Source organism: Staphylococcus sp. HMSC069D12 (assembly GCF_001810405.1).
Lineage (GTDB): Bacteria > Bacillota > Bacilli > Staphylococcales > Staphylococcaceae > Staphylococcus > Staphylococcus haemolyticus.
The window spans coordinates 1-22346 of sequence record NZ_KV801099.1; the positions used below are offsets into that span (position 1 = coordinate 1).

Sequence of the window (22346 nt, forward strand, 5' to 3'; positions counted from 1 at the left end):
TACTTGCCTTCTCTTCTGTTGATGGTTGTTCTGTCGTACTTTCTTCAGTTGCCTTCTCTTCTGTTGATGGTTGTTCTGTTGTACTTTCTTCAATTGCCTTCTCTTCTGTTGTCGGTTGTTCAGCTGTTGCTTGTTCTGTAGTTTCTACTCCTGTGTTTGCTGTTTCAGAAGAAGATTGAGCCGATTCATTTGAGTTACTTGTAACTCCTTCTTCAGTTTTAGTGTCTTCAGCTGCTTTCGCTTCATCATGCGCTACGCCGAAAATTAATGTTGCACCAACTAAAATTGATGCTGTCCCTACTGTAAATTTTCGAATTGAATATTTGTTATTGATATTAGGTAAGAAATCTAATCTTTTATTTTACTTTTTCTTCAAATAACTCACACCCCTATTTTTCAAATTAATTGAACACAACACTCATGTAAAACCTATCATGTTTTATATGTAGTTACAATATAAATTTCCGTTTTTTTTAAATATTTACAATTTTATAATAATTTTTTTATTCAATTATATTTAATTTTCGTTATTCTAATTTACTAAGCATAATAAAAATTGTTCCCTAATTCTATTTAAATAAAATGTCCATAGCATACTCAAATTAAGTATGCTACGGACACATTTTTACTTAAAAATTAATTATTTTTTATTCTTAAATCATGAATAATAAGGTGGTTGTGCTACACTTCTATATTTTTTATAAATGGTTTGCTAAAATATTCTTTTTTTAAACAATAAAAAAAGAACGATAATTATCGTTCTTAAAAAACTAGTTTCTACTATTATATATATGTGTTTTTTTAGGTAATTAAAATTTATTTTAAATGTTCGTACGGACTGTTATTCACAAATGATACAATTTGGTCTACAAATAATTTTGCACGCAACTGAAATTGGTCATCATCAAGATATAATGTACCATCGTCAAGTTTACTGTAGTCTGAGTCATGTGTAGCAATTTGTGTAGGCACAGCGATACCTAATAAACTGCGCACAATAACACGTAAATGTGATAATGGTTCTGAACTTACGATACCTCCGCTATTACCGATTAATCCTACTGGTTTCATTTTGACATAATCCATATTGATATGATCTAATGCATTTTTTAAGATGCCAGAATATGAACCATGATAATTAGGAGTTCCAAGTACTAAGAAGTCTGCTGCCATTACTTTTTCTTGAAAATCTTTAATATTGGTTTTAATTTCATCGATATACGGCGTTGTCCCAGAAAAGTCTAATTGATTTAATGGGCGTTCTGCTAAATCATAAATATCAACATCTAAATCATGTGTATCAAACTGTCCCACTAAATATTTAGCTAACGCATTTGTATGTGAGCCAACTTTGGCACTACCAACAATTATAAGTCCTTTCATTTCTACTATACACCTCTTAATATTAATTATTTTCTTCTTTCAATAACTTCATTATGGCTTTTCCAACACCACTATTTTCATTTGTGTCCGTTATGTATTTAGCAACTGCTTTAACTTCAGGCATAGCGTTTTCTACTGCAACAGGATAACCTACACGCTCTAGCATTGATACGTCATTCAAGTTATCGCCTAAAGCCATAACGTCTTTTAAATCAATATTTAATTGATTAGCAATAGACTCTAACGCTATTCCTTTTTGCGCGTCAAAATGTGTAATCTCAAGATTTCCGCGTGAAGATGATGAAATAGCTAAACTTGGAATAGCTGAAAGTTCTGCTCCAATGGCATTAATTTTCTCTAAATCCGGATTAAAAGCTAACACTTTCATGATTAATTCGCCCGGGATATCTTCAATTTCTTCATAACTATTTACAACTTTTAATGTCCCATTATTTATGCGCTTTTGAATGCCTTGTTTAATCTTTTCAACATCCGCTTCTTGTCCTGCTTGTTTAGCAATATCTAAGTAAATATCTAAATCTTTGGTTGGATCTTCTGTATAAATCCCTCTATTAGTATAAATTTGATAATATACGTCATTTTTATCTAGAATTGATTTAATGCGTTCCACTAATTCATGATTTAAATTAGACGTATTCATAATATTAAATGATTCATCACGTACTTCTGCACCATTTAAACAAATATATGGTACGCTTAAATCTGTCTCAGCTACAGGTGTATTTGCCTCATAAAATGCACGACCTGTCGCAATGGCAACTGTTATCCCTTGTGATTGTGCATATTTTATTGCATCAACATTTTCTTGAGAAATTTCATGTGCAGCATTTAACAATGTGCCATCCATATCTGTTGCTATTAATTTAATCATACAGTTACCTCGTTTCATTCTCTTAATTAATTGCTATTTATCTTAAAAAAACATCTTAAAGTTAAAATTTAAAATCTCAACTTGAACACTTAATTCACGTGTATTATTTTAACAAATATAGCTCAATTTGTACGCTTACATGTTCCCTTTAGACTTCTTTAATCTTAGCTCACGGAAGAAGTTTCGTAATAAATCACCACATTCTTGCTCAAGTACGCCTTTAATAACTTCAGCTCTATGATTAAATCGAGATTCTTCTAATAGATTCATCAAGCTACCACTACATCCACCTTTAGGATCAGTGGCGCCGTATACCACTTTAGGAATTCTACTCATCACAATGGCACCGGCACACATGACGCACGGTTCAAGTGTCACATATAATTTGCATTCTTCTAAACGCCAACTTCCAACTACTTTTGAAGCACGTTCAATAGCGATATGTTCTGCGTGAGCCGTAGTTAGCTGCGCAGTTTCTCTTAAGTTATGTGCGCTTGCTATGACTTCATTGTTTTTAACTATGATTGCGCCTATAGGAACTTCTCCAAGTTTTTGAGCTTTTTTAGCTTCTTCAATCGCTAATTTCATGTAATATTCATCATTTGCCATGTGTGTTATACCTCACTTATGATACAATACTCATTGTCTATTTTAACATTTGGAGATGTGATTATGAACAAACCATTTATCGCAATTGAGGGCCCAATTGGTGTAGGTAAATCCTCCCTAACTCATAAGCTTAGCCAAACATTAAATTACTATGAAGAAAAAGAAATAATTGATGAAAATCCATTTTTATCTGACTTCTACGATGATATTTCTAAATGGAGTTTTCAAACAGAAATGTTTTTCCTCTGTAATCGATATAAACAGGCAAAAGATATCGCTAAAATGACTCAAGGTGTTGTTAGCGATTATCATATTTATAAAAATAAAATTTTCGCTCGTAACACGTTGAGTAATAATGAATTTGATAAATTTGATCGCATTTTCAATATTTTAACTGAAGATCTTGAAATGCCTAACATGATTATTTTCTTAGATGCTGATTTGGATGTTCTGAAACAAAGAATAGCTCAACGTAATCGTAGTTTTGAACATCATATTGAGGATGACTATTTATTGAATCTCAAAGAAGATTATTTAACATTTTATAATGCCATGAAAAGTGAAGGCGCGAATGTCGTCTTAATTAATACAAGTGAAATTGATTTTGTTAAAAATGACTCAGATTATCAATCAATTTTAGAAAAAATAAGACCTATGATAGGAGCAATTGAACATGAATAATTATAAAGTACCTCAAAACGCAATAATCACCATTGCTGGTACCGTTGGTGTTGGGAAATCGACATTGACACAGGCTTTAGCTGACAAATTGAATTTTAAAACCTCTTTTGAAAATGTTGATCATAATCCTTATCTAGATAAATTTTATGATGACTTTGAACGTTGGAGTTTCCACTTACAAATCTACTTTTTAGCAGAACGTTTTAAAGAACAAAAACGTATGTTTGAATATGGTGGTGGATTCATTCAAGATCGCTCTATTTATGAAGATGTTGATATTTTCGCGAAAATGCATGAAGAACAAGGTACTATGAATGAAGATGATTTTAAAACATATTCTGAGTTGTTCAATGCAATGGTAATGACACCTTACTTCCCTAAACCTGATGTATTAATTTATCTTGAGTGCGACTACAATGAAGTAATTGAGCGTATCAAAGCACGTGGTCGTGATATGGAAATTAATACGGATCCTGAGTATTGGCAAAAGTTATTCAAACGTTATGATAACTGGATAAATAACTTTAATGCCTGTCCGGTCGTGCGCGTTAACATCAACGAATATGATATTCATGAAAACCTAGACTCTTTAGACCCAATTATTGATAAAATTGCTCATGTAATTAATACTTATCGCAAGGTAGATAATCGTTAACATAAACAAGCGCTACACATTTCAAACTCATTGTGTAGCGTTTTTACATTTTTTATCTTATTTGTTTTCAATATATTGTTTTAAGACTTCGGGCACACTCACAGCTGTCTCTATTATCACATCAGCATCTACTAACTCTTCTTTTTTAGCTATACCAGTAAGCACACCAATTGCTAAACCTAATTCAGCATTAACCTTTGTTTTCATGTCGTTATTAGTATCTCCTACTATAACTACATCTTCAGGTTTGACATCATAAGAATCAAACAGTGGGTTTAATACTGCTGGATTTGGCTTTTCCGCTGCATGTGATTCTGTAGAGATAACTAAGTCGAAAGCGTCTTTAGAATTGGTATCCTCAAGAAATTGCAATACGCCTTTTCGTGAATCACTTGTAACAATTCCAATTTTATAGCCGTCTTTTTTTAAAGATTGAATCATATCATACACACCATCAATCCAGTTGTTCTCTGGCACACGTGTATCAACAAGTTCCTGGCTCGTATTACGTGTCCAAGTTGAGACATCTTTACCAACAACGTTATTAAAAGCTTTAATCATTTCATCTAGTGATCCTGAACCCATTACAGAATCAGGAATGATTGCATTATCAAGAACACCTAATTGTCGATGCGCAACTTCTTTATTAGCTACTGGGAATTCATCTAAAAGACTATCCACTAATCTTATACCAATTTTCTCCCAACTCTTATCAAATTCTATTAAAGTCCCGTCTTTATCAAATAATATCCATTCCATTTTCATAACACTCCTGTGAATTATGATTATTAACTCTTCTATTGTAATACAAATTTTTATTTTAGACTCAATAGAATGATTTAATATTCCATCTACCAATTATTCAGTATATGTATCTGTTAGGCGTTTATCTTGATATATAACCATACCAGTTTTCAATTTTTTAAATCCAGCCTTTTGATAAAATTCTAAATTATCGATAGTTGAGATTAAATGGATACATGAAAGTGACCCTATTTCCTTAAGAATGTGTTTAAGCATATGCATAGCAATTTGATTATTTTGAAAATCTTTATTAACAATTAAGTCATAAATAGCTGCATTGAATACACCATCTGATAATGCTCTAGCAAAACCAATGACTTTATTATCATAAATTGCTAAGACTACGTGCGTACTATTCTCAAAAATTTTTCGTATCTTATCTTTATCATGTTTTAACCAACCAACTGATTGATATGTTTCGTAAATTGAATCAATGTAGCTTTCATCGAAATAAGTAATTAGTTTAAATTCCATTCAATCCCCCAATCATCTTTATATTTTAGTATACAAACTTATTTAATATCTTTTAAGTTTCAAAAATACGCGAATCAATACCGTTTCATTTATCATTTGCCTACGTTGATTCAATTAAGCTAAATTTATGATTGTGTAATTTAAAAACCGATATAAATAATTCACCCCGAAAATTAGATTTTTAATCTAACACCGGGGTGATTTTTCATTATAAAAATAATTATTTAGGTTCACCGTGTACTAAAATGCTGCTAATAAAGTCAATCGCTTTGTTTATGAAACCGAATACGTCTGTCATTTGATTCCACTCCTTTATTAATATTTAAATTACACTTTTATTGTAAGCACCTGAGGATAAATTTGGCGTTTATTGCGTAATTGCCCATTAATATTGCGTATTTGTATGCTTAAATATTTCAATTTATATTGTTTTGCATAGAAAGCAATTCTTGTGCGTAACTATCCTTCACCTCGTAAACAACAGGATTACTTTTTAACTTAATTAATTTGCTTTCATATTTTTTATTATTTCATTAACTTTATTTCTTGAATATCCTGCGATATCTTTAACTCCTTTAATAGTAATTCTAGAATATTTACTTCCAAAAATTTTATGTTGAAGTAATATAAAGAGAACATCTGAATCTTATTTATTCAATTCTTGTTGATCAAGTGCCATTGCAAGTCTTTTAATGATTTCTGTATTATTTTCAAAAGTTTCTATCTATTTCTAATAATAAATCAGCAATCTTATATTTAATCCTTCGCAATAAAACAAAAAAACTAGAAACCTCGATTCCTCAGGATTTCTAGTTCTTTAAACTTACCTTATTTATATTCTGGGACAACTACACGCCAACCATGTGTATCTTCTAATTTACCACTTTGGATACCAGTATATGTGTCGTATAATTTTTTAGTAATTTCTCCTGGCTCGTTATTGTTAATAACGATTTCTCTATCTTCATACTTTAATGTACCGACTGGAGAAATAACTGCTGCTGTACCTGAACCGAATACTTCAGTTAATTCACCTTTGTCGTAAGCTTCGAATAATTCATCGATTGACACTTTACGTTCTTCAACCTCATAGCCTAACTCTTTAGCTAATTCAATGATTGATTTACGTGTAATACCTGGTAAGATACTTCCATTTAAAGCAGGTGTAACTAATTTACCATTTTCAACGAAGAAGATGTTCATACTACCAACTTCTTCAACATATTTTTGTTCTACACCGTCTAACCATAATACTTGATCATAGCCTAAATTATTAGCATTTGTTTGTGCTAATAAGCTTGCAGCATAGTTACCTGCTACTTTAGCGAATCCTACACCACCGCGTACGGCACGAACATATTCATCTTCAACGTAAATTTTAGTTGTTTTTAAAGTGTCTCCGCCATAATATGCGCCTGATGGAGATAAAATAATTAATAATTTGTATTGATGAGATGCTCTTACTCCTAAAATGCCTTCAGTCGCAAATACAAACGGACGGATATATAATGATTGTCCTTCTCCCTCCGGTACCCAATCACGTTCAACGTCTACTAATTGTTTTAAACCTTCTAGTAATAATTCTTCATCTACTTTAGGCATTTCCAATCGTGCTAATGAATCATTAATACGTTTGAAGTTTTGGTCTGGTCTAAATAATACAACTTCTCCTTCATGTTTGTATGCTTTTAAACCTTCAAATACCGCTTGTCCATAGTGAAGACCTTGTGCAGCTGGTGAAACTTCAAATGGTGCGTAAGGAACAATTTTTAAATCATGCCAACCTTTATCTACATCATAATCAAAACTTAACATATAATCTGTAAAGTATTGACCGAATCCTAAATTACCTTCTGGTTTTTCTTTAAGCGAGTCGCTTTGTTCAAATTTAACTTTTTCTGACATGATGAAAGCCTCCTAAATAAATCTTAGTTAGTAATAGTATATTAAATTATAGCAATCTCGTAATGTTGATTCAATGAATTTTCTAAAAATTCAAACTAAACACTAATTGTAAACCCTTTCTTTAAAAATAACATACTTTAGTAAATTTTTAATGGCCGTTACTAACTAATTTCGGATAAAAAAGAAAACCTCAAACATTTCGTCTGAGGTTCTGTGTTATATGACTTGTATGACAGTCAAATTTTATTTATTTTGTTCTTTTTCTTCAATTGCTTTTAACATTAATTCAGTCATACCAGCTAAATCGTATTTAGGGTTAAAGCCCCACTCTTTACGAGAATAACTTGTATCAATATTATCTGGCCAGCTATCAGCAATTGCTTGACGTACTGGATCTACTTCATAATCTAATGCGAAGTCAGGATAATGTTTTTGGATTTCAGCTTTAATTTGCTCAGGTTCAAAACTCATAGCACTTAAGTTATAGCCATTACGTGTTACAAGTTTGTCGCTATCTGCTTCCATTAATTTAATAATTGCATCAATTGCATCATCCATATACATCATATCCATGTATGTGTCTTTAGCAATATAGCTTGTGTAACGACCTTTTCTAACCGCTTCAAAATAAATTTCAACAGCATAATCAGTAGTACCGCCACCTGGTTCTTTAACATGAGAGATAAGTCCTGGGAATCTCACACTACGCGTATCGACACCAAATTTTGTGAAATAGTATTGGCATAATAACTCACCAGCAACTTTGTTCACACCATACATTGTAGTAGGTTGTTGAATTGTATTTTGTGGCGTATCTTTCTTAGGCGTTGAATCACCAAATGCACCAATTGAACTTGGTGTGAAGAAATGTAATTCATACGTTCTAGCTGTTTCTAATGCGTTCATTAGACCGCCCATATTTAAATCCCATGCTAATAAAGGATTTTTCTCTGCAGTCGCTGATAATAATGCAGCCATATGCATTAACGTATCTGCTTTAAAGTTCTCAACGATTGCCATCATAGCTTCACGATTTGTAACATCTAATACTTCAAACGGACCATTGTTAACTGGTGAATCTTCTTCCGGCTCTCTAATATCCGTAGCTAATACATTGTCATTTCCGTAAATTTCTCTGCATTTTAATACCAACTCAGTACCAATTTGACCAAGTGCTCCTGTAATTACGATTCTTTCCATAAATAAAAAACTCCCTTTGTGTGTTTACCACGAATAATTGTCCTTCTAGGGTGTACATACTCCCTATTTACATGCTTATTATAATATAAAAGCGCTTTCTTGTATACTCACAAAGTACACTCTTTTAAATTCATTTTATTTTTGAAAAGTCAGAGATACATACTCTTCATAACGTTATATTTATTAATTGTTTTTAAAATTATTGTAAATAATTTAATGAGTAAGCTTAAGGCTTTGCGACTTATGCTAATATGAGAATGTAAATTTCATCTAATAAAGGAGGCAAATATGAAGCGATATCTTATTCCACTTTTAGTTTTATGTTTTATCGTATTTAGTATTACCACTGGTATCTCTTATGCAGCTGAATCACAGACAACTCAAGCCACTAACACAACAGCTACCGCAGAAGTACCACAATCTGCTTCAAAAGAAGCATCATCAGCTAACATTGAATCTACTAATAAACCTTTATCTCTTGAGTCAAACAACGTTTCACATAATTACCAAGCCACACCTTCGTCTGAAACAACTTCACATCTTAATGTTGAAACGTCTACAACACAAAACACTATTTCAGAGAAGCATAATAATTCATCTCAAGGTTCTGTCTTTTCACAAGAAAAAGCTACACCTGAACCTGCTACAAGCGAAAATAATACATCTTCACAAGAAAAAGCATCGTCTGAATCCACTTCAAATGAAAATAATACATCGCAATCCCATGATACGGAGGTGAAACATTCTCCTTCGACGTCGGAGCAAAGCAAGTCTATGCAAGTAGAAACTACAAAAGAATCTACTTCCACTAAAGTTAAACAAACACCTCAAGAATCAACTCAACAACAGCAAAAGCGTAATGTTCCAGAATCACAACAATCTACACCTGCTTCAAAGCAAGTATCTAAAAATAGCAATATTACATCAGAACAAGCAGCACCGAAATCTCAACATGTGACTGTCAACAAAAGAATGGCAACTACTTCTGACAGCACAAATGAACATACAATTTTACATACAAATGATATTCATGGCCGATTTGTAGAGGATGATGGAAGAGTCATCGGTATGGCTAAAGTAAAAGGTCTTAAAGACAAATATAATCCGGATTTAATGGTGGATTCAGGAGATGCTTTTCAAGGTTTACCTGTTTCTAACAATTCAAAGGGAGAAGAAATGGCCAAAGCTATGAATAGCGTTGGCTATGATGCAATGACTGTCGGAAACCATGAATTTGACTTTGGTTATGACCAATTACTTAAATTGCAGAAACAATTAAACTTTCCCATTGTTTCTTCTAATATCTACAAAAATGGTAAACGCGTATTTGATCCTTCAACTACAGTAACTAAAAACAATGTCCGTTATGGTATTGTAGGTGTCACGACACCTGAAACAAAAACTAAAACGTCGCCTACTGCTGTTGAAGGTGTTGAATATAAAGACCCATTATCTAGTGTCAAACAAGCCATGAATGAGATTAAAAACAATGTCGATGCATTCGTTATCTTATCGCACTTAGGTGTAGATAAATCGACGCAAAAAACTTGGCGTGGAGATTATTTAATTGATCAACTTACGAAAGACGGTTCATTTAAACAACCTATCTTCGTATTAGATGGTCACTCACATACCGTGATTGATAACGGTGAACATTATGGTACCAATAATCTACTCGCTCAAACTGGTACTGCACTAGCAAATGTAGGACGTGTGGATTTTACTTTTCAAAATCAAAAAGCGTCTGATATCAAAGCATCATTAATCAATGTAGCGGACGCCAAAGATATCACACCTGACTCACAAATTGATGCACAAACTAAAAAGGCAAATGACGACTTCTTAAAAGAAACATCAACAGTTGTTATACCTAATAATACAGTGACGTTAAATGGTGAACGTGCTCAAGCGCGCACGCAAGAAACAAACCTAGGTAACCTAATTACGGATGCTATGGAAGCATATGCCTCTAAGAACTTCTCACACCAACCTGATTTCGCAATCACTAACGGTGGTGGTATTCGAGCTTCAATTGAAAAAGGTGAGGTTACTGAAAATGACATCATAACAGTGTTACCATTCGGTAATTTAATTTCTCAAATTCAAGTGAAAGGTTCAGATGTTGAAAAAGCATTTGAACACAGTTTAAGTGCTGATACTGAAACTCATGACGGTAATAGGGTCTTAGGTGCAAATGGAGGATTCTTACAAGTATCTGACTCACTCAGAGTGTATTATGATATCAATAAAGCATCTGGCCAACGCATTAATGCAATCAAGGTACTGAATAAAGAGAATGGAGAATATGAAAATCTAGATCCTAACCGTACTTACTATGTAACTACCAATGACTTCACAGCTAATCAAGGAGATGGCTATGATATGTTTGGTGGACAACGTGAGGAAGGCATTTCTTTAGATGCAGTTGTCGCTCAATATATTAAGAATACAGATTTAAATCAATACAATACCGAAGAACCTGTACGTATCATTAATGGTCTACCGGAAAGTAATGAACAACCAAATACTGGTAAAGAAGATAATGATAATAATCATTCAACTAATGGACAAAATGGCCAACAACAAACACCAGATTCAAGCAATGATGACAAAGACAATACTGGTCATATTAATGATAATGATGACAATACTAAAGACGATAAACAAGCTGATTCTTCTAATAAAGATAATGTCATTGAATTCCCTAATAAAGACCATCAAAAAGATAATGACAACGTAATTGAAATCCCAGCTAACAATAATCAAACTCATAATAGCACTGATGATAATATTGTCATTCCAAGCGCTACCGACAAGATGCATACTAACAACATAAAAGGAAATGCAATCGAACATCACCCTACTTCAAACTTAGTGAGTATTTCTAATAACAACAAAGGAACACGAGACCAATTGACTGGTAATGCAAGTCATTCACAACATTGTAAAGATGTCATTAAATTCCCAGTTCAAATGAATCCTAAAGATAATTTTTATAATGAGACACTAATAACTACTAATAGTAATGCTTCTAAAAATTCAAATCTTATGTTTACACAAGAACATGACGCCATCACATCATTACCAAATGCAGGTATGAAAGATAATAGTTTAGAACATGGTATCGCTATTATATTAGTAGTAACAGGAACAGGATTAATTTACATCCGAACTCGTAAAAAATCAGCATAATTACAAATTTAAAACCGTGTAGATGACAATTAACAATATGTCATTTACATGGTTTATTCATAATTTTTAAAAAGTGTAGGTACTCACAGTAAGTTATTTAATGTGAATACTTTAATTTTTAGTGGCCCGGCAGCCTATTTATTTAAAATTACATACTTACACTTGCAATTTCCTTACAATATTAAAACTACTTCTGCATTATACTTCTTTATTTGCTACTGCTTTTTTATAGAAATAATTAGCAACAACGATATCTACAATTGCTAACCCTACTGATTTAAACAGCGTTACTTCCTTATCATCTTCACGTCCTGAAACTTTACCAGCTACGATATCCCCTAATTCTCCATGTAATGAATCTTTCGTTATAATGCCTTCTTCTTGAGGTACCTTTAAATCGCCAGTTTCTTCCATCGCAGCTTCTACTGACTCAACAACAATTTTATTAGCTACTAACATAGACTCTGATGGTAATTCCTGCATATCTGGTTTAAATGAGCCTACTGCGTTTAAATGAACGCCGGGGTGTAATGAATGTGAATATACCGGATGATTAGAATTTGTCGCAGTTACAACAACGTCAGCCTCTTCCATCGCATCATCCGCTTCTTCAAAGACTTTCGTCGATACATTATAATTATTAGCTACTTCTTGAGCTAAACGTTCTGCATTTTCCTTAGTACGACTCGAAAAGTGAATTGTATCGATATGTCTAACTGCCATTAGTGCAGCAATTAGTCCTTGTGCTTGATCACCAGAACCAATAACACATAGTGTTTTAGCATCTTCTCGTGCTAAGTATTTAGTTGCTACTCCAGAGATAGCACCTGTACGAATCTTAGTTAAATAACTGCCATCTAATACAGCTAATGTTTCCCCAGTTTCATAATCACTTAATAACACTGATCCTGTAATTGTCTTTTTACCTTTTTTAGGATTATCTGGCGCAAATGTAACTGTTTTAATACCAACCACTTTAAGATCATCAGATAATGCTGGCATAACTAAATATCTATTACTTTCATTAAACGGTAAGACATACCTTAACGGTGTGTCTGTCTTCCCCTCTGAAAACGCCTTTAATGAATTCGCAACCTCATCAATGACTTCTTTCATGTCTAATAATGATTGCTGGTCTTGTTCATTCAAAACTAACATGTCTGATACCTCCACTTTATATTTAATATCTATTTATCTTTTACCCATCAAAACCCCAAATTGTCATTGTTAAATGGCATTATTAATACAATTATTTCAAAAATATGTATATGTTAAGTTAGTTTGATTAAAGTATTAATTTAGTATTGTGCTTATATGTTAATGGTGCTATCTTATTACTATAAATAAAAGGTTTGCACAGAAGTGTAGCCTTGAGATTTCATGCTTATTATGAAACTATTTATAAACTTTTGACGCCTAGAGTGGCACGACGAAATCGTTGTGCCACTCTAATTTGCTTTATTCATTAATCTTTTAAATTCTTTAGCTAGATTTCACTCTTAAATGTACTAAAAATTTTGATGTGTTTGATTTAAGTGTCTTTTCAGTTGAGTTAGCTTCTGCAAATGTACTATGAATGATTAAAATATTATATTTGGCTCATCCTCTTTTTCACATTTCAATCCACGAAACCCTCATCATAATAAGTAGCCTTATTATTTAAAAACGCATTCAAACTATGATGATAATAGATTAACTTTTCATCAGCTTCTGGAACCGAGAACCAACCTAATGTCGAAATTTCATCTTTCATTTGTATGTCTGTTGTATAATCTTGAACCTGTGCTTTGAACATGATAAAAAGTGTATGAACATTCATCTGTGTCGATTTACCCTCATTAACACTTACTATGTCGTTAACTTCAACGAATAATCCTGTTTCTTCTCTAACTTCACGCTTTAGCGCTTCAACTAAAGTTTCACCGTATTCAACTTTGCCACCTGGTAATGACCATCCGCCACCATCTGTATTATGAACTAATAACACGTTTCCCTCTTCATTTTGTATCAATGCATATACTACTTTTAAATCCTTCATTCATCTAACCTTCAATCATTAGGAATTTCAAACCGACTGACCAAATTTCCATTCTTTTTAACGTAAGATTCAATTTCATAACCACCACTATGTTTGATCACTTTTTGAGAGGCAACGTTTTTGGGATTTGTAGTCATTAACACTTTATCTACGCCTATTTCTTTTAAAAAAGCTTTAGCCTCTTGCAGCATCAACGAAGCAATACCTTGTCCTCTACGTGACTTACACACTCCGTAACCTACATGACCACCTATGTTTACTAAGCGTTGATTCAAGTAATGACGAATATCGACTGCACCAACAATCATCTCATCCTCGAAGCAAAATAATGTTGTCGTCGGTACCCAGTCTTCATCAACTTCAGTACTGTTTAGACGGTCTACCATACTCTCAAATGATTCATACCTTGACATGTCAGTGTTTGAAGGCACTATTGGTTCACCATTCACATACCATTCTTGGAGGTACTTCGTTAAAGCATCTTTATCTGCATAACTCAATTGTCTTAAACGTAACACGAGTATCCCTCCTTCTGCACTATAAGCTTATATTGTTTTAGTTTCTCACTTCATATTTTAAAATTATTTGTTATAAATCAATTTTACCAAAATACTAATCTGTTCCTCACATAAAAACAAAGCATAAATTTCAAAATCAGCTTTTTGTCACAATAAAAAGACTGGGACAATGAATATCATCCCAGTCTAAAAATTCTATCTTCCATTTTAATTTATTTAATAGTACCTAATTCTTTACCAACTTTTTCATAAGCAGCAATTGCTTTATCTAACATTTCTTTTGTATGCGCTGCTGTAGGCATGTTTCTTACACGACCTGTACCACGAGGTACTGTTGGGAATACGATAGATTTTACATACACACCTTCATCTTTAAGACGTTTACTAAATTCTTGAGTTTCTTTTTCATCACCAATAATAACTGGTGTAATTGGTGTTTCTGATTCACCAGTATTGAATCCAAGTTTTTCTAAGCCATCTTTTAAATATTTAGCGTTATCCCATAATTGATCGTGTAATTCAGTAGAAGCCATTAATTTCTTCACAGCTTCTGTAATTGCTTTTGTATCTCCAGGTGCTAAAGAAGTTGAAAATAAGAATGGACGTGATTGAGCTTTTAACCAATCAATTAATTCTTTAGTTCCTGCTACGTAACCTCCAACTACACCGATAGCTTTAGAAAGTGTACCGATTTGGAAGTCAATTTTATCTTGTAGGCCAAAATGTTTAACCGTACCTGCACCTTTACCCATAACGCCTGAACCATGTGCATCATCAACATAAGTAATCAAACCGAATTCTTCAGCAATTTCAACTATTTCTGGTAATTTAGCAACATCTCCATCCATACTGAATACACCATCAGTAATGTACATTACTTTATTATATTGACCAGATTCTACAGCTTCTTTTGCTTTAGCTCTTAAGTCATCCATATCAGAGTGATTAACACGGATGATTTTAGCTTTAGATAGACGACAACCATCAATAATTGAAGCATGGTTTAATTCATCTGAAAGAATCGCATCGTTTTTGTTCATTACTGCTGAAATAGCTGCCATGTTACAGTTGAAACCTGATTGATAAGCGATAGCTGCTTCAGTACCTTTGAATTTAGCTAAAGTCTCTTCTAATTCATCGTGTAGGTCTAATGTACCGTTGATTGAACGTACGGCACCAGCACCAACACCGTGTGAATCGATAGCATGTTTAGCAGCAGTTTTTAAATCTTCATTTGTCGCTAGTCCTAAGTAGTTGTTTGATGATAAGTTAATATATTGTTTCCCATTGATTGTGATTTCTGGACCATTAGCACCTTCGATAGAATCGATTTCGTTATATAATCCATTATCTTTTAAATATTGAATATTTTCTTCTAAGAAATTGTGTAGTGATTGAACCATATTCATATCCCCTTTGTATTTTTTATATCAACATAATCATAACTGATTTTCCTCCAACATGAAAGCACTATCATTCCAGTAAATTCAATATATTGCATATTCTTCACCTCATGTACAATTGTTCATACAACATGTAATTTTCACTTCATTTTTCAAAAAATAAATAATTAAACTATTGAGTTGTATTAGAATTTGGTATACTAAAATTCATAATAATTAGGAAGAAGTGGTTAATGTGTTAGATTGGTTTCAATTAGCCAGTAATAAGGAAAATAGAATGATACAGATGCGCAGATATATGCATCAATATCCTGAACCTTCTTTCGAGGAAACTTGGACGCATAATTATATTCTAAATCAGCTCAGTCATCTTGATTGCGAGATCGAATCACCTATTGGGCGTAATGGTATTAAAGCAACGTTTAAAGGAAAAGAAAATGGCCCTACTGTGGCCTTTCGCGCTGACTTTGATGCTTTGCCGGTACAAGAACTTAACGATGTACCCTATAAATCTAAAAATGATGGATTAATGCATGCATGTGGTCATGACGGACATACAGCAATTTTATTAGGTGTCGCTGAAATTGTGCATGAACACCGTCATTTATTAAAAGGAAATGTGGTCTTTATCTTCCAATATGGTGAGGAAATTATGCCTGGTGGTTCTCAAGAAATGATTGATGATGGTTGCTTAAATGGTGTAGACAAAATTTATGGTACACATTTATGGAGTGGTTATCGTACTGGTACAATATATTCCAGACCTGGTGCTATTATGGCATCACCAGATGAGTTCTCAGTTACAATTAAAGGTAAAGGTGGACATGGTGCTAAGCCACATGAAACCATTGACCCTATCGTCATCATGGCAGAGTTTATCCTAAGTGCGCAAAAGATCATCTCTAGAACAATTGATCCTGTAAAAGAAGCAGTGCTCACATTCGGAATGATTCAAGCAGGATCATCGGATAGTGTTATTCCTGATAGTGCCTTTTGTAAAGGAACTGTGCGAACATTCGACACAGAACTTCAAACTCATATACACAATAAAATGGATAAGTTATTACAAGGACTTGCGTTAGCAAACGACATAACTTATGACTTGGAATACATTCGTGGTTATTTACCTGTACATAATCATGTAAATGCATATGAAGTTGTTAAACAAGCAGCGAATGATTTACATTTACGTTTTAATGAATCTGAATTAATGATGATTGGTGAGGATTTCTCTCACTATTTAAAAGTACGTCCAGGTGCGTTTTTCTTAACTGGCTGTGGTAATCCAGACAAAGGCATAACAGCGCCACATCATAACCCTCACTTTGACATCGATGAGTCTGCATTTAAGTATGCGGCTAGTGAGTTTTTAAAAATTTTAGAAATTGAACAAGTATTTTAAAATTGAATAAATTTATTTAGATTCTGTATGTCTATGATTACTTTTATATTGAGTTGATCATAGGCATTTTTTATTATTATTAAAAATGAGATTGAAAAAGTATAATCTGAAAACTAGAAATGAGATTAAAATGTAAATATGACATTTACAAAAATAAAAAAAGACTCCCAATAGGGAGTCTCATTTAGAAATAAGGAATAATTAAAATTATTCGAAGATTTCAGTTACAACGCCTGATCCTACAGTACGTCCACCTTCACGGATTGAGAAACGAGTACCGTCTTCAATCGCGATAGGAGCGATTAATTCTACTGTCATTTCAACGTTGTCGCCAGGCATAACCATTTCTGTACCTTCTGGTAAGTTAACAACACCAGTTACGTCAGTAGTACGGAAATAGAATTGTGGACGATAGTTTGTGAAGAATGGAGTGTGACGTCCACCTTCGTCTTTAGATAAAACGTATACGTCTGCTTTGAATTTTGTGTGTGGTGTGATTGAACCTGGAGCAGCTAATACTTGACCACGTTGTACGTCTTCACGAGCAACACCACGTAATAATGCACCGATGTTGTCACCAGCTTCAGCGTAGTCTAATAATTTACGGAACATTTCTACACCAGTAACAGTTGTTTTAGAAGTGTCATGGATACCAATGATTTCAACTTCTTCACCAACTTTGATTTGACCACGTTCAACACGGCCTGTAGCAACAGTACCACGACCAGTGATTGAGAATACGTCCTCAACTGGCATCATGAATGGTTTGTCAGAATCACGTTCTGGAGTTGGAATGTAATCATCAACTGCTTGCATTAATTCTAAGATTTTTTCTTCGTATTGAGCATCGCCTTCTAAAGCTTTTAATGCTGAACCAGCGATTACAGGTACATCGTCACCTGGGAAGTCGTATTCAGATAATAAGTCACGTACTTCCATTTCAACTAATTCTAATAATTCTTCATCGTCAACCATGTCAACTTTGTTTAAGAATACTACTAATGCCGGTACACCAACGTTACGTGATAAAAGAATGTGTTCACGAGTTTGTGGCATTGGACCGTCAGCAGCAGATACTACTAAGATACCGCCGTCCATTTGGGCAGCACCAGTGATCATGTTTTTAACATAGTCAGCGTGTCCTGGGCAGTCAACGTGAGCATAGTGACGTTTGTCAGTTTGATACTCGATGTGTGCAGTATTGATTGTGATACCACGTTCTTTTTCTTCTGGAGCGTTGTCAATCATGTCATATGATTGTGCTACAGTGTCACCATTTTTTGCTAATACAGTTGCGATAGCAGCTGTTAAAGTAGTTTTACCATGGTCAACGTGACCGATAGTACCAATATTGGCATGTTCTTTTGAGCGATCAAATTTTTCTTTTGCCATTATTAAATCTCTCCTATTCTAGTAAAAGTTATTTCAATATTATCTCTCATGATAGTTTCTCACCATCATGAGACATAATGATTGTTAGAATTCATAATTCATTTATAATGCATTTTCAGTAAAAAATCAATTCATAAAGATGTTCACTTAATTAATAAGCTTACGCTGTATTTTACCTAGAAATTCTAGCTAAAACAAGTTTAATTATTCACCTTTATTTTTTTTGATGATATCATCAGCAATTGATTTTGGAACTTCTGCATAGTGATCAAAGTACATAGTGTAAGTACCGCGACCTTGAGTGTTAGAACGTAATGAAGTTGCGTAACCGAACATTTCTGAAAGTGGTACATAAGCGTTAACAACTTGTGCATTACCACGAGGTTCCATACCATCAACACGTCCACGACGAGCTGTTACGTCACCCATGATATCGCCCATGTATTCTTCAGGCATTTCGATTGTTACTTTCATCATTGGTTCTAAGATAACTGGATCACATTTTTTAGCAGCTTCTTTAAGTGCTAATGATGCAGCAATTTTGAAGGCCATTTCAGATGAATCGACATCATGGTATGAACCATCAAATAATTTAGCTTTAACATCGATTAATGGATAACCAGCTAATACACCGTTTTCCATAGCATCTTTAAGACCAGCTTCAACTGATGGAATGTATTCACGAGGAACTACACCACCAACGATAGCGTTTTCGAATTCGAAACCTGCGCCAGTTTCGTTTGGAGTGAATTCAATGTGAACATCACCGTATTGACCACGACCACCAGATTGACGAGAGAATTTACCTTGAACTTGTGCAGATTGCTTGAATGTTTCACGATATGAAACCATTGGCGCACCTACATTACATTCAACGTTGAATTCTTTCTTCATACGGTCAACTAAGATGTCTAAGTGTAACTCACCCATACCACCGATGATAACTTGTCCAGTTTCTTCATCTGTGTGTGCATGGAAAGTAGGGTCTTCTTCTTGTAATTTAACTAAAGCTTGAGTCATTTTATCTTGGTCAGCTTTAGATTTTGGTTCTACTGATAAGTGGATAACTGGTTCAGGGAATTCCATTGATTCTAAGATAATGTCATTCTTTTCACCACATAATGTGTCACCAGTACCTGTATCTTTAAGACCAACTGCAGCAGCGATATCGCCTGAGTAAACAGTGTCGATTTCTTGACGTGAGTTAGCATGCATTTGTAATAAACGACCTACACGTTCACGTTTGTCTTTAGTTGAGTTCTTAATGTAAGAACCTGATGTTAAAGTACCTGAATATACACGGAAGAAAGTTAATTTACCAACGTAAGGGTCAGTCATAACTTTGAATGCTAATGCAGCAAATTCAGCTGAATCGTCTGGTTTAGCAATTACTTCTTCTTCAGGATTTTCAGCACGATGGCCTACGATTGGTTTAACATCTAAAGGTGATGGTAAGTAGTCAATTACTGCGTTAAGCATTAATTGAACACCTTTGTTTTTGAATGCTGTACCGCAAAGTACTGGGTAGAATTCTACGTCAGTAGTTGCTTGACGAATTGCATCTTTTAATTCTGGTACTGAAATTTCTTCATCACCAAGATATTTTTCCATTAATTCATCGTTAGTTTCTGCAACTGCTTCGATTAAATTAGAACGAGCTTCTTCTGCTCTTTCTTTGTGATCTTCAGGAATTTCAATTTCTTCAATTTCAGTACCTAAGTCATTAGTATATTTGAAGCATTTCATTTCTACTAAGTCGATGATAGCTTCAAATTCGTCTTCGGCACCAATTGGTAATTGGATAGGTGCAGCGTTAGCATCTAAACGATCATGTAATGTACTTACAGAATAGTCGAAGTTAGCGCCTAATTTATCCATTTTGTTTACGAATACGATACGAGGTACACCATAAGTTGTAGCTTGACGCCAAACTGTTTCAGTTTGAGGTTCTACACCTGATTGAGCATCAAGTACAGTAACCGCACCATCAAGTACACGTAAAGAACGTTCAACCTCAACAGTGAAGTCTACGTGTCCTGGAGTATCGATAATGTTTACACGGTGGCCATCCCATTGAGCTGTTGTAGCAGCTGATGTGATTGTAATACCACGGTCTTGTTCTTGTTCCATCCAGTCCATTTGTGAAGCACCTTCGTGTGTTTCACCAATTTTGTGGATACGACCTGTATAGTAAAGAATACGTTCAGTCGTAGTTGTTTTACCAGCATCAATGTGAGCCATGATACCGATGTTACGAGTGTTTTTCAAAGAAAAGTCTCTAGCCATTGTTTTTCTCCTTCCAGTAATTACTGAATAAGTACTATTGAATATGGCGATGCCCTAAGCATGAGCCATCTTATTTGGTAAACCAATGTGACGGAACACACTCAGGGTTAAAGCTTTAATCTTACCAGCGGTAGTGAGCGAATGCTTTATTCGCTTCAGCCATTTTGTGAGTGTCCTCACGTTTCTTAACGGCACCACCTGTATTATTAGCAGCATCTAAGATTTCGTTAGCTAAACGATCTTCCATAGTTTTTTCACCACGAAGACGAGCGTAGTTAACTAACCAACGTAATCCTAGAGTAGTACGACGTTCTGGGCGAACCTCAACTGGTACTTGGTAGTTTGAACCACCCACACGACGAGCTTTTACTTCTAATACTGGCATAATGTTGTTGATTGCTTCTTCAAATACTTCTAAAGCATCACGACCACTGCGTTTGTTCTACAAGGTCAAATGCTGAATAAAGAATTCTTTGTGCTGTTCCACGTTTACCATCTAACATGATTTTGTTGATCAATTTTGTAACTAATTTAGAGTTATGAATTGGATCTGGTAATACGTCTCTTTTAGGTACTGATCCTTTACGAGGCATAATTAAAATCCTCCCTTCCTATTATAGTATATTATTAAAAATTGAAATTAAAATTTACACAATCTTAAACTTAATTTTTAGGTTTTTTAGTTCCGTATAATGAACGGCCTTGTCTACGTCCGTCGACACCTGAAGTATCAAGTGCACCACGTACGATGTGGTAACGCACACCAGGTAAGTCTTTTACACGTCCACCACGTACAAGTACTACACTGTGTTCTTGTAAGTTATGGCCGATACCAGGGATGTATGCGTTGATTTCAATATTGTTTGATAAACGCACACGTGCATATTTACGTAACGCTGAGTTAGGTTTTTTAGGTGTCATAGTACCTACACGAGTACAAACACCACGTTTTTGAGGTGAATTTAAGTTAGTAAATTGTTTCTTTTTACTATTAAAACCTCTGTTTAAAGCTGGTGAATCTGATTTTTTAGATTTGCTTTGTCTAGGTTTACGTACTAATTGGTTAATAGTTGGCATTGAAATGTCCTCCTCTCTTCACTTTTTAATTCCACACATCCAGGTGGTTCATTTTTAGGTTAAATAAAATTTAGTAAGCAATATACTTACTAATTCTCATTCAATAATGCAACAATTGTCGCATTAACGTTAATACCTACATAACTTCCTAAAGCATGCTTGCTTTGAAAATAAATAATAGGTATATTTTTATGATTGATTAAACTAAATACGTGAGCTAACAAATGTACCTCAACGTCTTGAGCAATAATCAAAGATGCAACTTGATCTCTATTTAACGCTTTAAGCGTTTCTTTAAGACCAACTACATAGTGTTGTTTGTTAAAGCGTGCAACTTTTTCATTAGACATTAAAATATCCTCCAAAGTTCTGCTTGCATCAACCTTTACAATAATAACACTTAAATCAGTATTAAGTCAACATATTTTGCAGGCT

19 protein-coding genes and 2 pseudogenes are annotated in these 22346 nt (G+C 34.0%); 4 read left to right on the forward strand and 17 right to left on the reverse strand.

Going from position 1 to position 22346, the window contains the following annotated elements; all coding sequences use genetic code 11:
- Positions 1-226: 226 nt before the first annotated feature.
- From HMPREF2737_RS11955 to tadA, 4 genes and pseudogenes are all read right to left on the reverse strand, one after another.
- Positions 227-334, reverse strand: a pseudogene (locus HMPREF2737_RS11955) (YSIRK-type signal peptide-containing protein); the annotation flags it as partial.
- Between the two features lie 482 nt (positions 335-816).
- The gene (locus tag HMPREF2737_RS02885; RefSeq protein ID WP_037552044.1) at positions 817-1383 is read right to left on the reverse strand and encodes an NADPH-dependent FMN reductase; all 567 of its coding nucleotides are present in this window, start codon (positions 1381-1383) and stop codon (positions 817-819) included.
- A 22-nt stretch (positions 1384-1405) separates the two neighbouring features.
- Positions 1406-2275: a Cof-type HAD-IIB family hydrolase gene (locus tag HMPREF2737_RS02890; RefSeq protein WP_037552046.1), complete on the reverse strand. Its 870-nt coding sequence runs from the start codon at positions 2273-2275 to the stop codon at positions 1406-1408.
- Positions 2276-2410: 135 nt separating this feature from the next.
- Positions 2411-2884: a tRNA adenosine(34) deaminase TadA gene (tadA, locus tag HMPREF2737_RS02895; protein WP_037552048.1), complete on the reverse strand. Its 474-nt coding sequence runs from the start codon at positions 2882-2884 to the stop codon at positions 2411-2413.
- A 63-nt stretch (positions 2885-2947) separates the two neighbouring features.
- On the opposite strand from tadA, the gene HMPREF2737_RS02900 reads away from it, so the two are divergent.
- Complete coding sequence (locus HMPREF2737_RS02900) at positions 2948-3565, forward strand: deoxynucleoside kinase (RefSeq protein ID WP_037552050.1); 618 nt, start codon at positions 2948-2950, stop codon at positions 3563-3565.
- Positions 3558-4220 (forward strand): deoxynucleoside kinase, encoded by a 663-nt coding sequence (locus tag HMPREF2737_RS02905; protein WP_037552052.1) that lies wholly within the window; start codon positions 3558-3560, stop codon positions 4218-4220. Before HMPREF2737_RS02900 ends, HMPREF2737_RS02905 begins: the two co-directional genes overlap by 8 nt.
- 57 nt (positions 4221-4277) lie before the next feature.
- Here the strand turns inward: HMPREF2737_RS02905 and HMPREF2737_RS02910 are convergent, their stop codons facing one another.
- The 4 genes from HMPREF2737_RS02910 to HMPREF2737_RS02925 all read right to left on the reverse strand — a co-directional run bounded on the left by HMPREF2737_RS02910 (position 4278) and on the right by HMPREF2737_RS02925 (position 8603).
- Positions 4278-4979, reverse strand: a complete 702-nt coding sequence (locus tag HMPREF2737_RS02910; protein ID WP_037552054.1) for an HAD family hydrolase — start codon at positions 4977-4979, stop codon at positions 4278-4280.
- 99 nt (positions 4980-5078) lie between these two features.
- A complete protein-coding gene (locus HMPREF2737_RS02915) occupies positions 5079-5498 on the reverse strand; it encodes a GNAT family N-acetyltransferase (protein ID WP_037552057.1) in 420 nt (139 codons plus the stop codon).
- 828 nt (positions 5499-6326) lie between these two features.
- On the reverse strand, positions 6327-7403 hold the full coding sequence (locus HMPREF2737_RS02920) for a branched-chain amino acid aminotransferase (RefSeq protein ID WP_037552059.1): 1077 nt from the start codon (positions 7401-7403) through the stop codon (positions 6327-6329).
- A gap of 243 nt (positions 7404-7646) precedes the next feature.
- On the reverse strand, positions 7647-8603 hold the full coding sequence (locus tag HMPREF2737_RS02925) for an L-threonine 3-dehydrogenase (RefSeq protein WP_033079552.1): 957 nt from the start codon (positions 8601-8603) through the stop codon (positions 7647-7649).
- A 288-nt stretch (positions 8604-8891) separates the two neighbouring features.
- On the opposite strand from HMPREF2737_RS02925, the gene HMPREF2737_RS02930 reads away from it, so the two are divergent.
- Positions 8892-11795 carry a 5'-nucleotidase C-terminal domain-containing protein gene (locus HMPREF2737_RS02930; protein ID WP_037552061.1) on the forward strand — a complete coding sequence of 968 codons (2904 nt, stop codon included), beginning with the start codon at positions 8892-8894 and terminating at the stop codon, positions 11793-11795.
- Between the two features lie 198 nt (positions 11796-11993).
- Here the strand turns inward: HMPREF2737_RS02930 and HMPREF2737_RS02935 are convergent, their stop codons facing one another.
- The 4 genes from HMPREF2737_RS02935 to HMPREF2737_RS02950 form a co-directional block, all read right to left on the reverse strand.
- Positions 11994-12953: an ornithine cyclodeaminase family protein gene (locus tag HMPREF2737_RS02935; RefSeq protein WP_037552063.1), complete on the reverse strand. Its 960-nt coding sequence runs from the start codon at positions 12951-12953 to the stop codon at positions 11994-11996.
- Between the two features lie 460 nt (positions 12954-13413).
- A complete protein-coding gene (locus HMPREF2737_RS02940) occupies positions 13414-13833 on the reverse strand; it encodes an NUDIX hydrolase (RefSeq protein WP_037552065.1) in 420 nt (139 codons plus the stop codon).
- 11 nt (positions 13834-13844) lie between these two features.
- Positions 13845-14351 (reverse strand): GNAT family N-acetyltransferase, encoded by a 507-nt coding sequence (locus HMPREF2737_RS02945; protein ID WP_011276710.1) that lies wholly within the window; start codon positions 14349-14351, stop codon positions 13845-13847.
- A gap of 212 nt (positions 14352-14563) precedes the next feature.
- Complete coding sequence (locus HMPREF2737_RS02950; protein ID WP_037552067.1) at positions 14564-15754, reverse strand: glycine C-acetyltransferase; 1191 nt, start codon at positions 15752-15754, stop codon at positions 14564-14566.
- Between the two features lie 235 nt (positions 15755-15989).
- Here HMPREF2737_RS02950 and HMPREF2737_RS02955 point away from each other — a divergent pair, with 235 nt between their 5' ends.
- Positions 15990-17156 carry a M20 family metallopeptidase gene (locus HMPREF2737_RS02955; protein ID WP_037552069.1) on the forward strand — a complete coding sequence of 389 codons (1167 nt, stop codon included), beginning with the start codon at positions 15990-15992 and terminating at the stop codon, positions 17154-17156.
- 207 nt (positions 17157-17363) lie between these two features.
- Here HMPREF2737_RS02955 and tuf read toward each other — a convergent pair whose 3' ends face one another.
- The 5 genes and pseudogenes from tuf to HMPREF2737_RS02980 form a co-directional block, all read right to left on the reverse strand.
- Positions 17364-18548, reverse strand: coding sequence for an elongation factor Tu (tuf, locus tag HMPREF2737_RS02960; RefSeq protein ID WP_037552072.1), 1185 nt, complete (start codon positions 18546-18548; stop codon positions 17364-17366).
- Positions 18549-18752: 204 nt separating this feature from the next.
- Positions 18753-20834 (reverse strand): elongation factor G, encoded by a 2082-nt coding sequence (gene fusA / locus HMPREF2737_RS02965; protein ID WP_037552074.1) that lies wholly within the window; start codon positions 20832-20834, stop codon positions 18753-18755.
- A 121-nt stretch (positions 20835-20955) separates the two neighbouring features.
- A pseudogene (rpsG, locus tag HMPREF2737_RS02970) lies at positions 20956-21427 on the reverse strand (30S ribosomal protein S7).
- A gap of 70 nt (positions 21428-21497) precedes the next feature.
- Positions 21498-21911 (reverse strand): 30S ribosomal protein S12, encoded by a 414-nt coding sequence (gene rpsL / locus HMPREF2737_RS02975; protein WP_016931318.1) that lies wholly within the window; start codon positions 21909-21911, stop codon positions 21498-21500.
- 89 nt (positions 21912-22000) lie between these two features.
- A complete protein-coding gene (locus HMPREF2737_RS02980) occupies positions 22001-22261 on the reverse strand; it encodes a ribosomal L7Ae/L30e/S12e/Gadd45 family protein (protein WP_037552077.1) in 261 nt (86 codons plus the stop codon).
- Between the last annotated feature and the right edge of the window lie 85 nt (positions 22262-22346).

Coding starts and splice junctions, on each gene's coding strand:
- HMPREF2737_RS02885 (WP_037552044.1), bottom strand. CDS start 1,383: ATGAAAGGACTTATAATTGTTGGTAGTGCCAAAGTTGGCTCACATACA.
- HMPREF2737_RS02890 (WP_037552046.1), bottom strand. CDS start 2,275: ATGATTAAATTAATAGCAACAGATATGGATGGCACATTGTTAAATGCT.
- tadA (WP_037552048.1), bottom strand. CDS start 2,884: ATGGCAAATGATGAATATTACATGAAATTAGCGATTGAAGAAGCTAAA.
- HMPREF2737_RS02900 (WP_037552050.1), top strand. CDS start 2,948: ATGAACAAACCATTTATCGCAATTGAGGGCCCAATTGGTGTAGGTAAA.
- HMPREF2737_RS02905 (WP_037552052.1), top strand. CDS start 3,558: ATGAATAATTATAAAGTACCTCAAAACGCAATAATCACCATTGCTGGT.
- HMPREF2737_RS02910 (WP_037552054.1), bottom strand. CDS start 4,979: ATGGAATGGATATTATTTGATAAAGACGGGACTTTAATAGAATTTGAT.
- HMPREF2737_RS02915 (WP_037552057.1), bottom strand. CDS start 5,498: ATGGAATTTAAACTAATTACTTATTTCGATGAAAGCTACATTGATTCA.
- HMPREF2737_RS02920 (WP_037552059.1), bottom strand. CDS start 7,403: ATGTCAGAAAAAGTTAAATTTGAACAAAGCGACTCGCTTAAAGAAAAA.
- HMPREF2737_RS02925 (WP_033079552.1), bottom strand. CDS start 8,603: ATGGAAAGAATCGTAATTACAGGAGCACTTGGTCAAATTGGTACTGAG.
- HMPREF2737_RS02930 (WP_037552061.1), top strand. CDS start 8,892: ATGAAGCGATATCTTATTCCACTTTTAGTTTTATGTTTTATCGTATTT.
- HMPREF2737_RS02935 (WP_037552063.1), bottom strand. CDS start 12,953: ATGTTAGTTTTGAATGAACAAGACCAGCAATCATTATTAGACATGAAA.
- HMPREF2737_RS02940 (WP_037552065.1), bottom strand. CDS start 13,833: ATGAAGGATTTAAAAGTAGTATATGCATTGATACAAAATGAAGAGGGA.
- HMPREF2737_RS02950 (WP_037552067.1), bottom strand. CDS start 15,754: ATGGTTCAATCACTACACAATTTCTTAGAAGAAAATATTCAATATTTA.
- tuf (WP_037552072.1), bottom strand. CDS start 18,548: ATGGCAAAAGAAAAATTTGATCGCTCAAAAGAACATGCCAATATTGGT.
- fusA (WP_037552074.1), bottom strand. CDS start 20,834: ATGGCTAGAGACTTTTCTTTGAAAAACACTCGTAACATCGGTATCATG.
- rpsL (WP_016931318.1), bottom strand. CDS start 21,911: ATGCCAACTATTAACCAATTAGTACGTAAACCTAGACAAAGCAAATCT.
- HMPREF2737_RS02980 (WP_037552077.1), bottom strand. CDS start 22,261: ATGTCTAATGAAAAAGTTGCACGCTTTAACAAACAACACTATGTAGTT.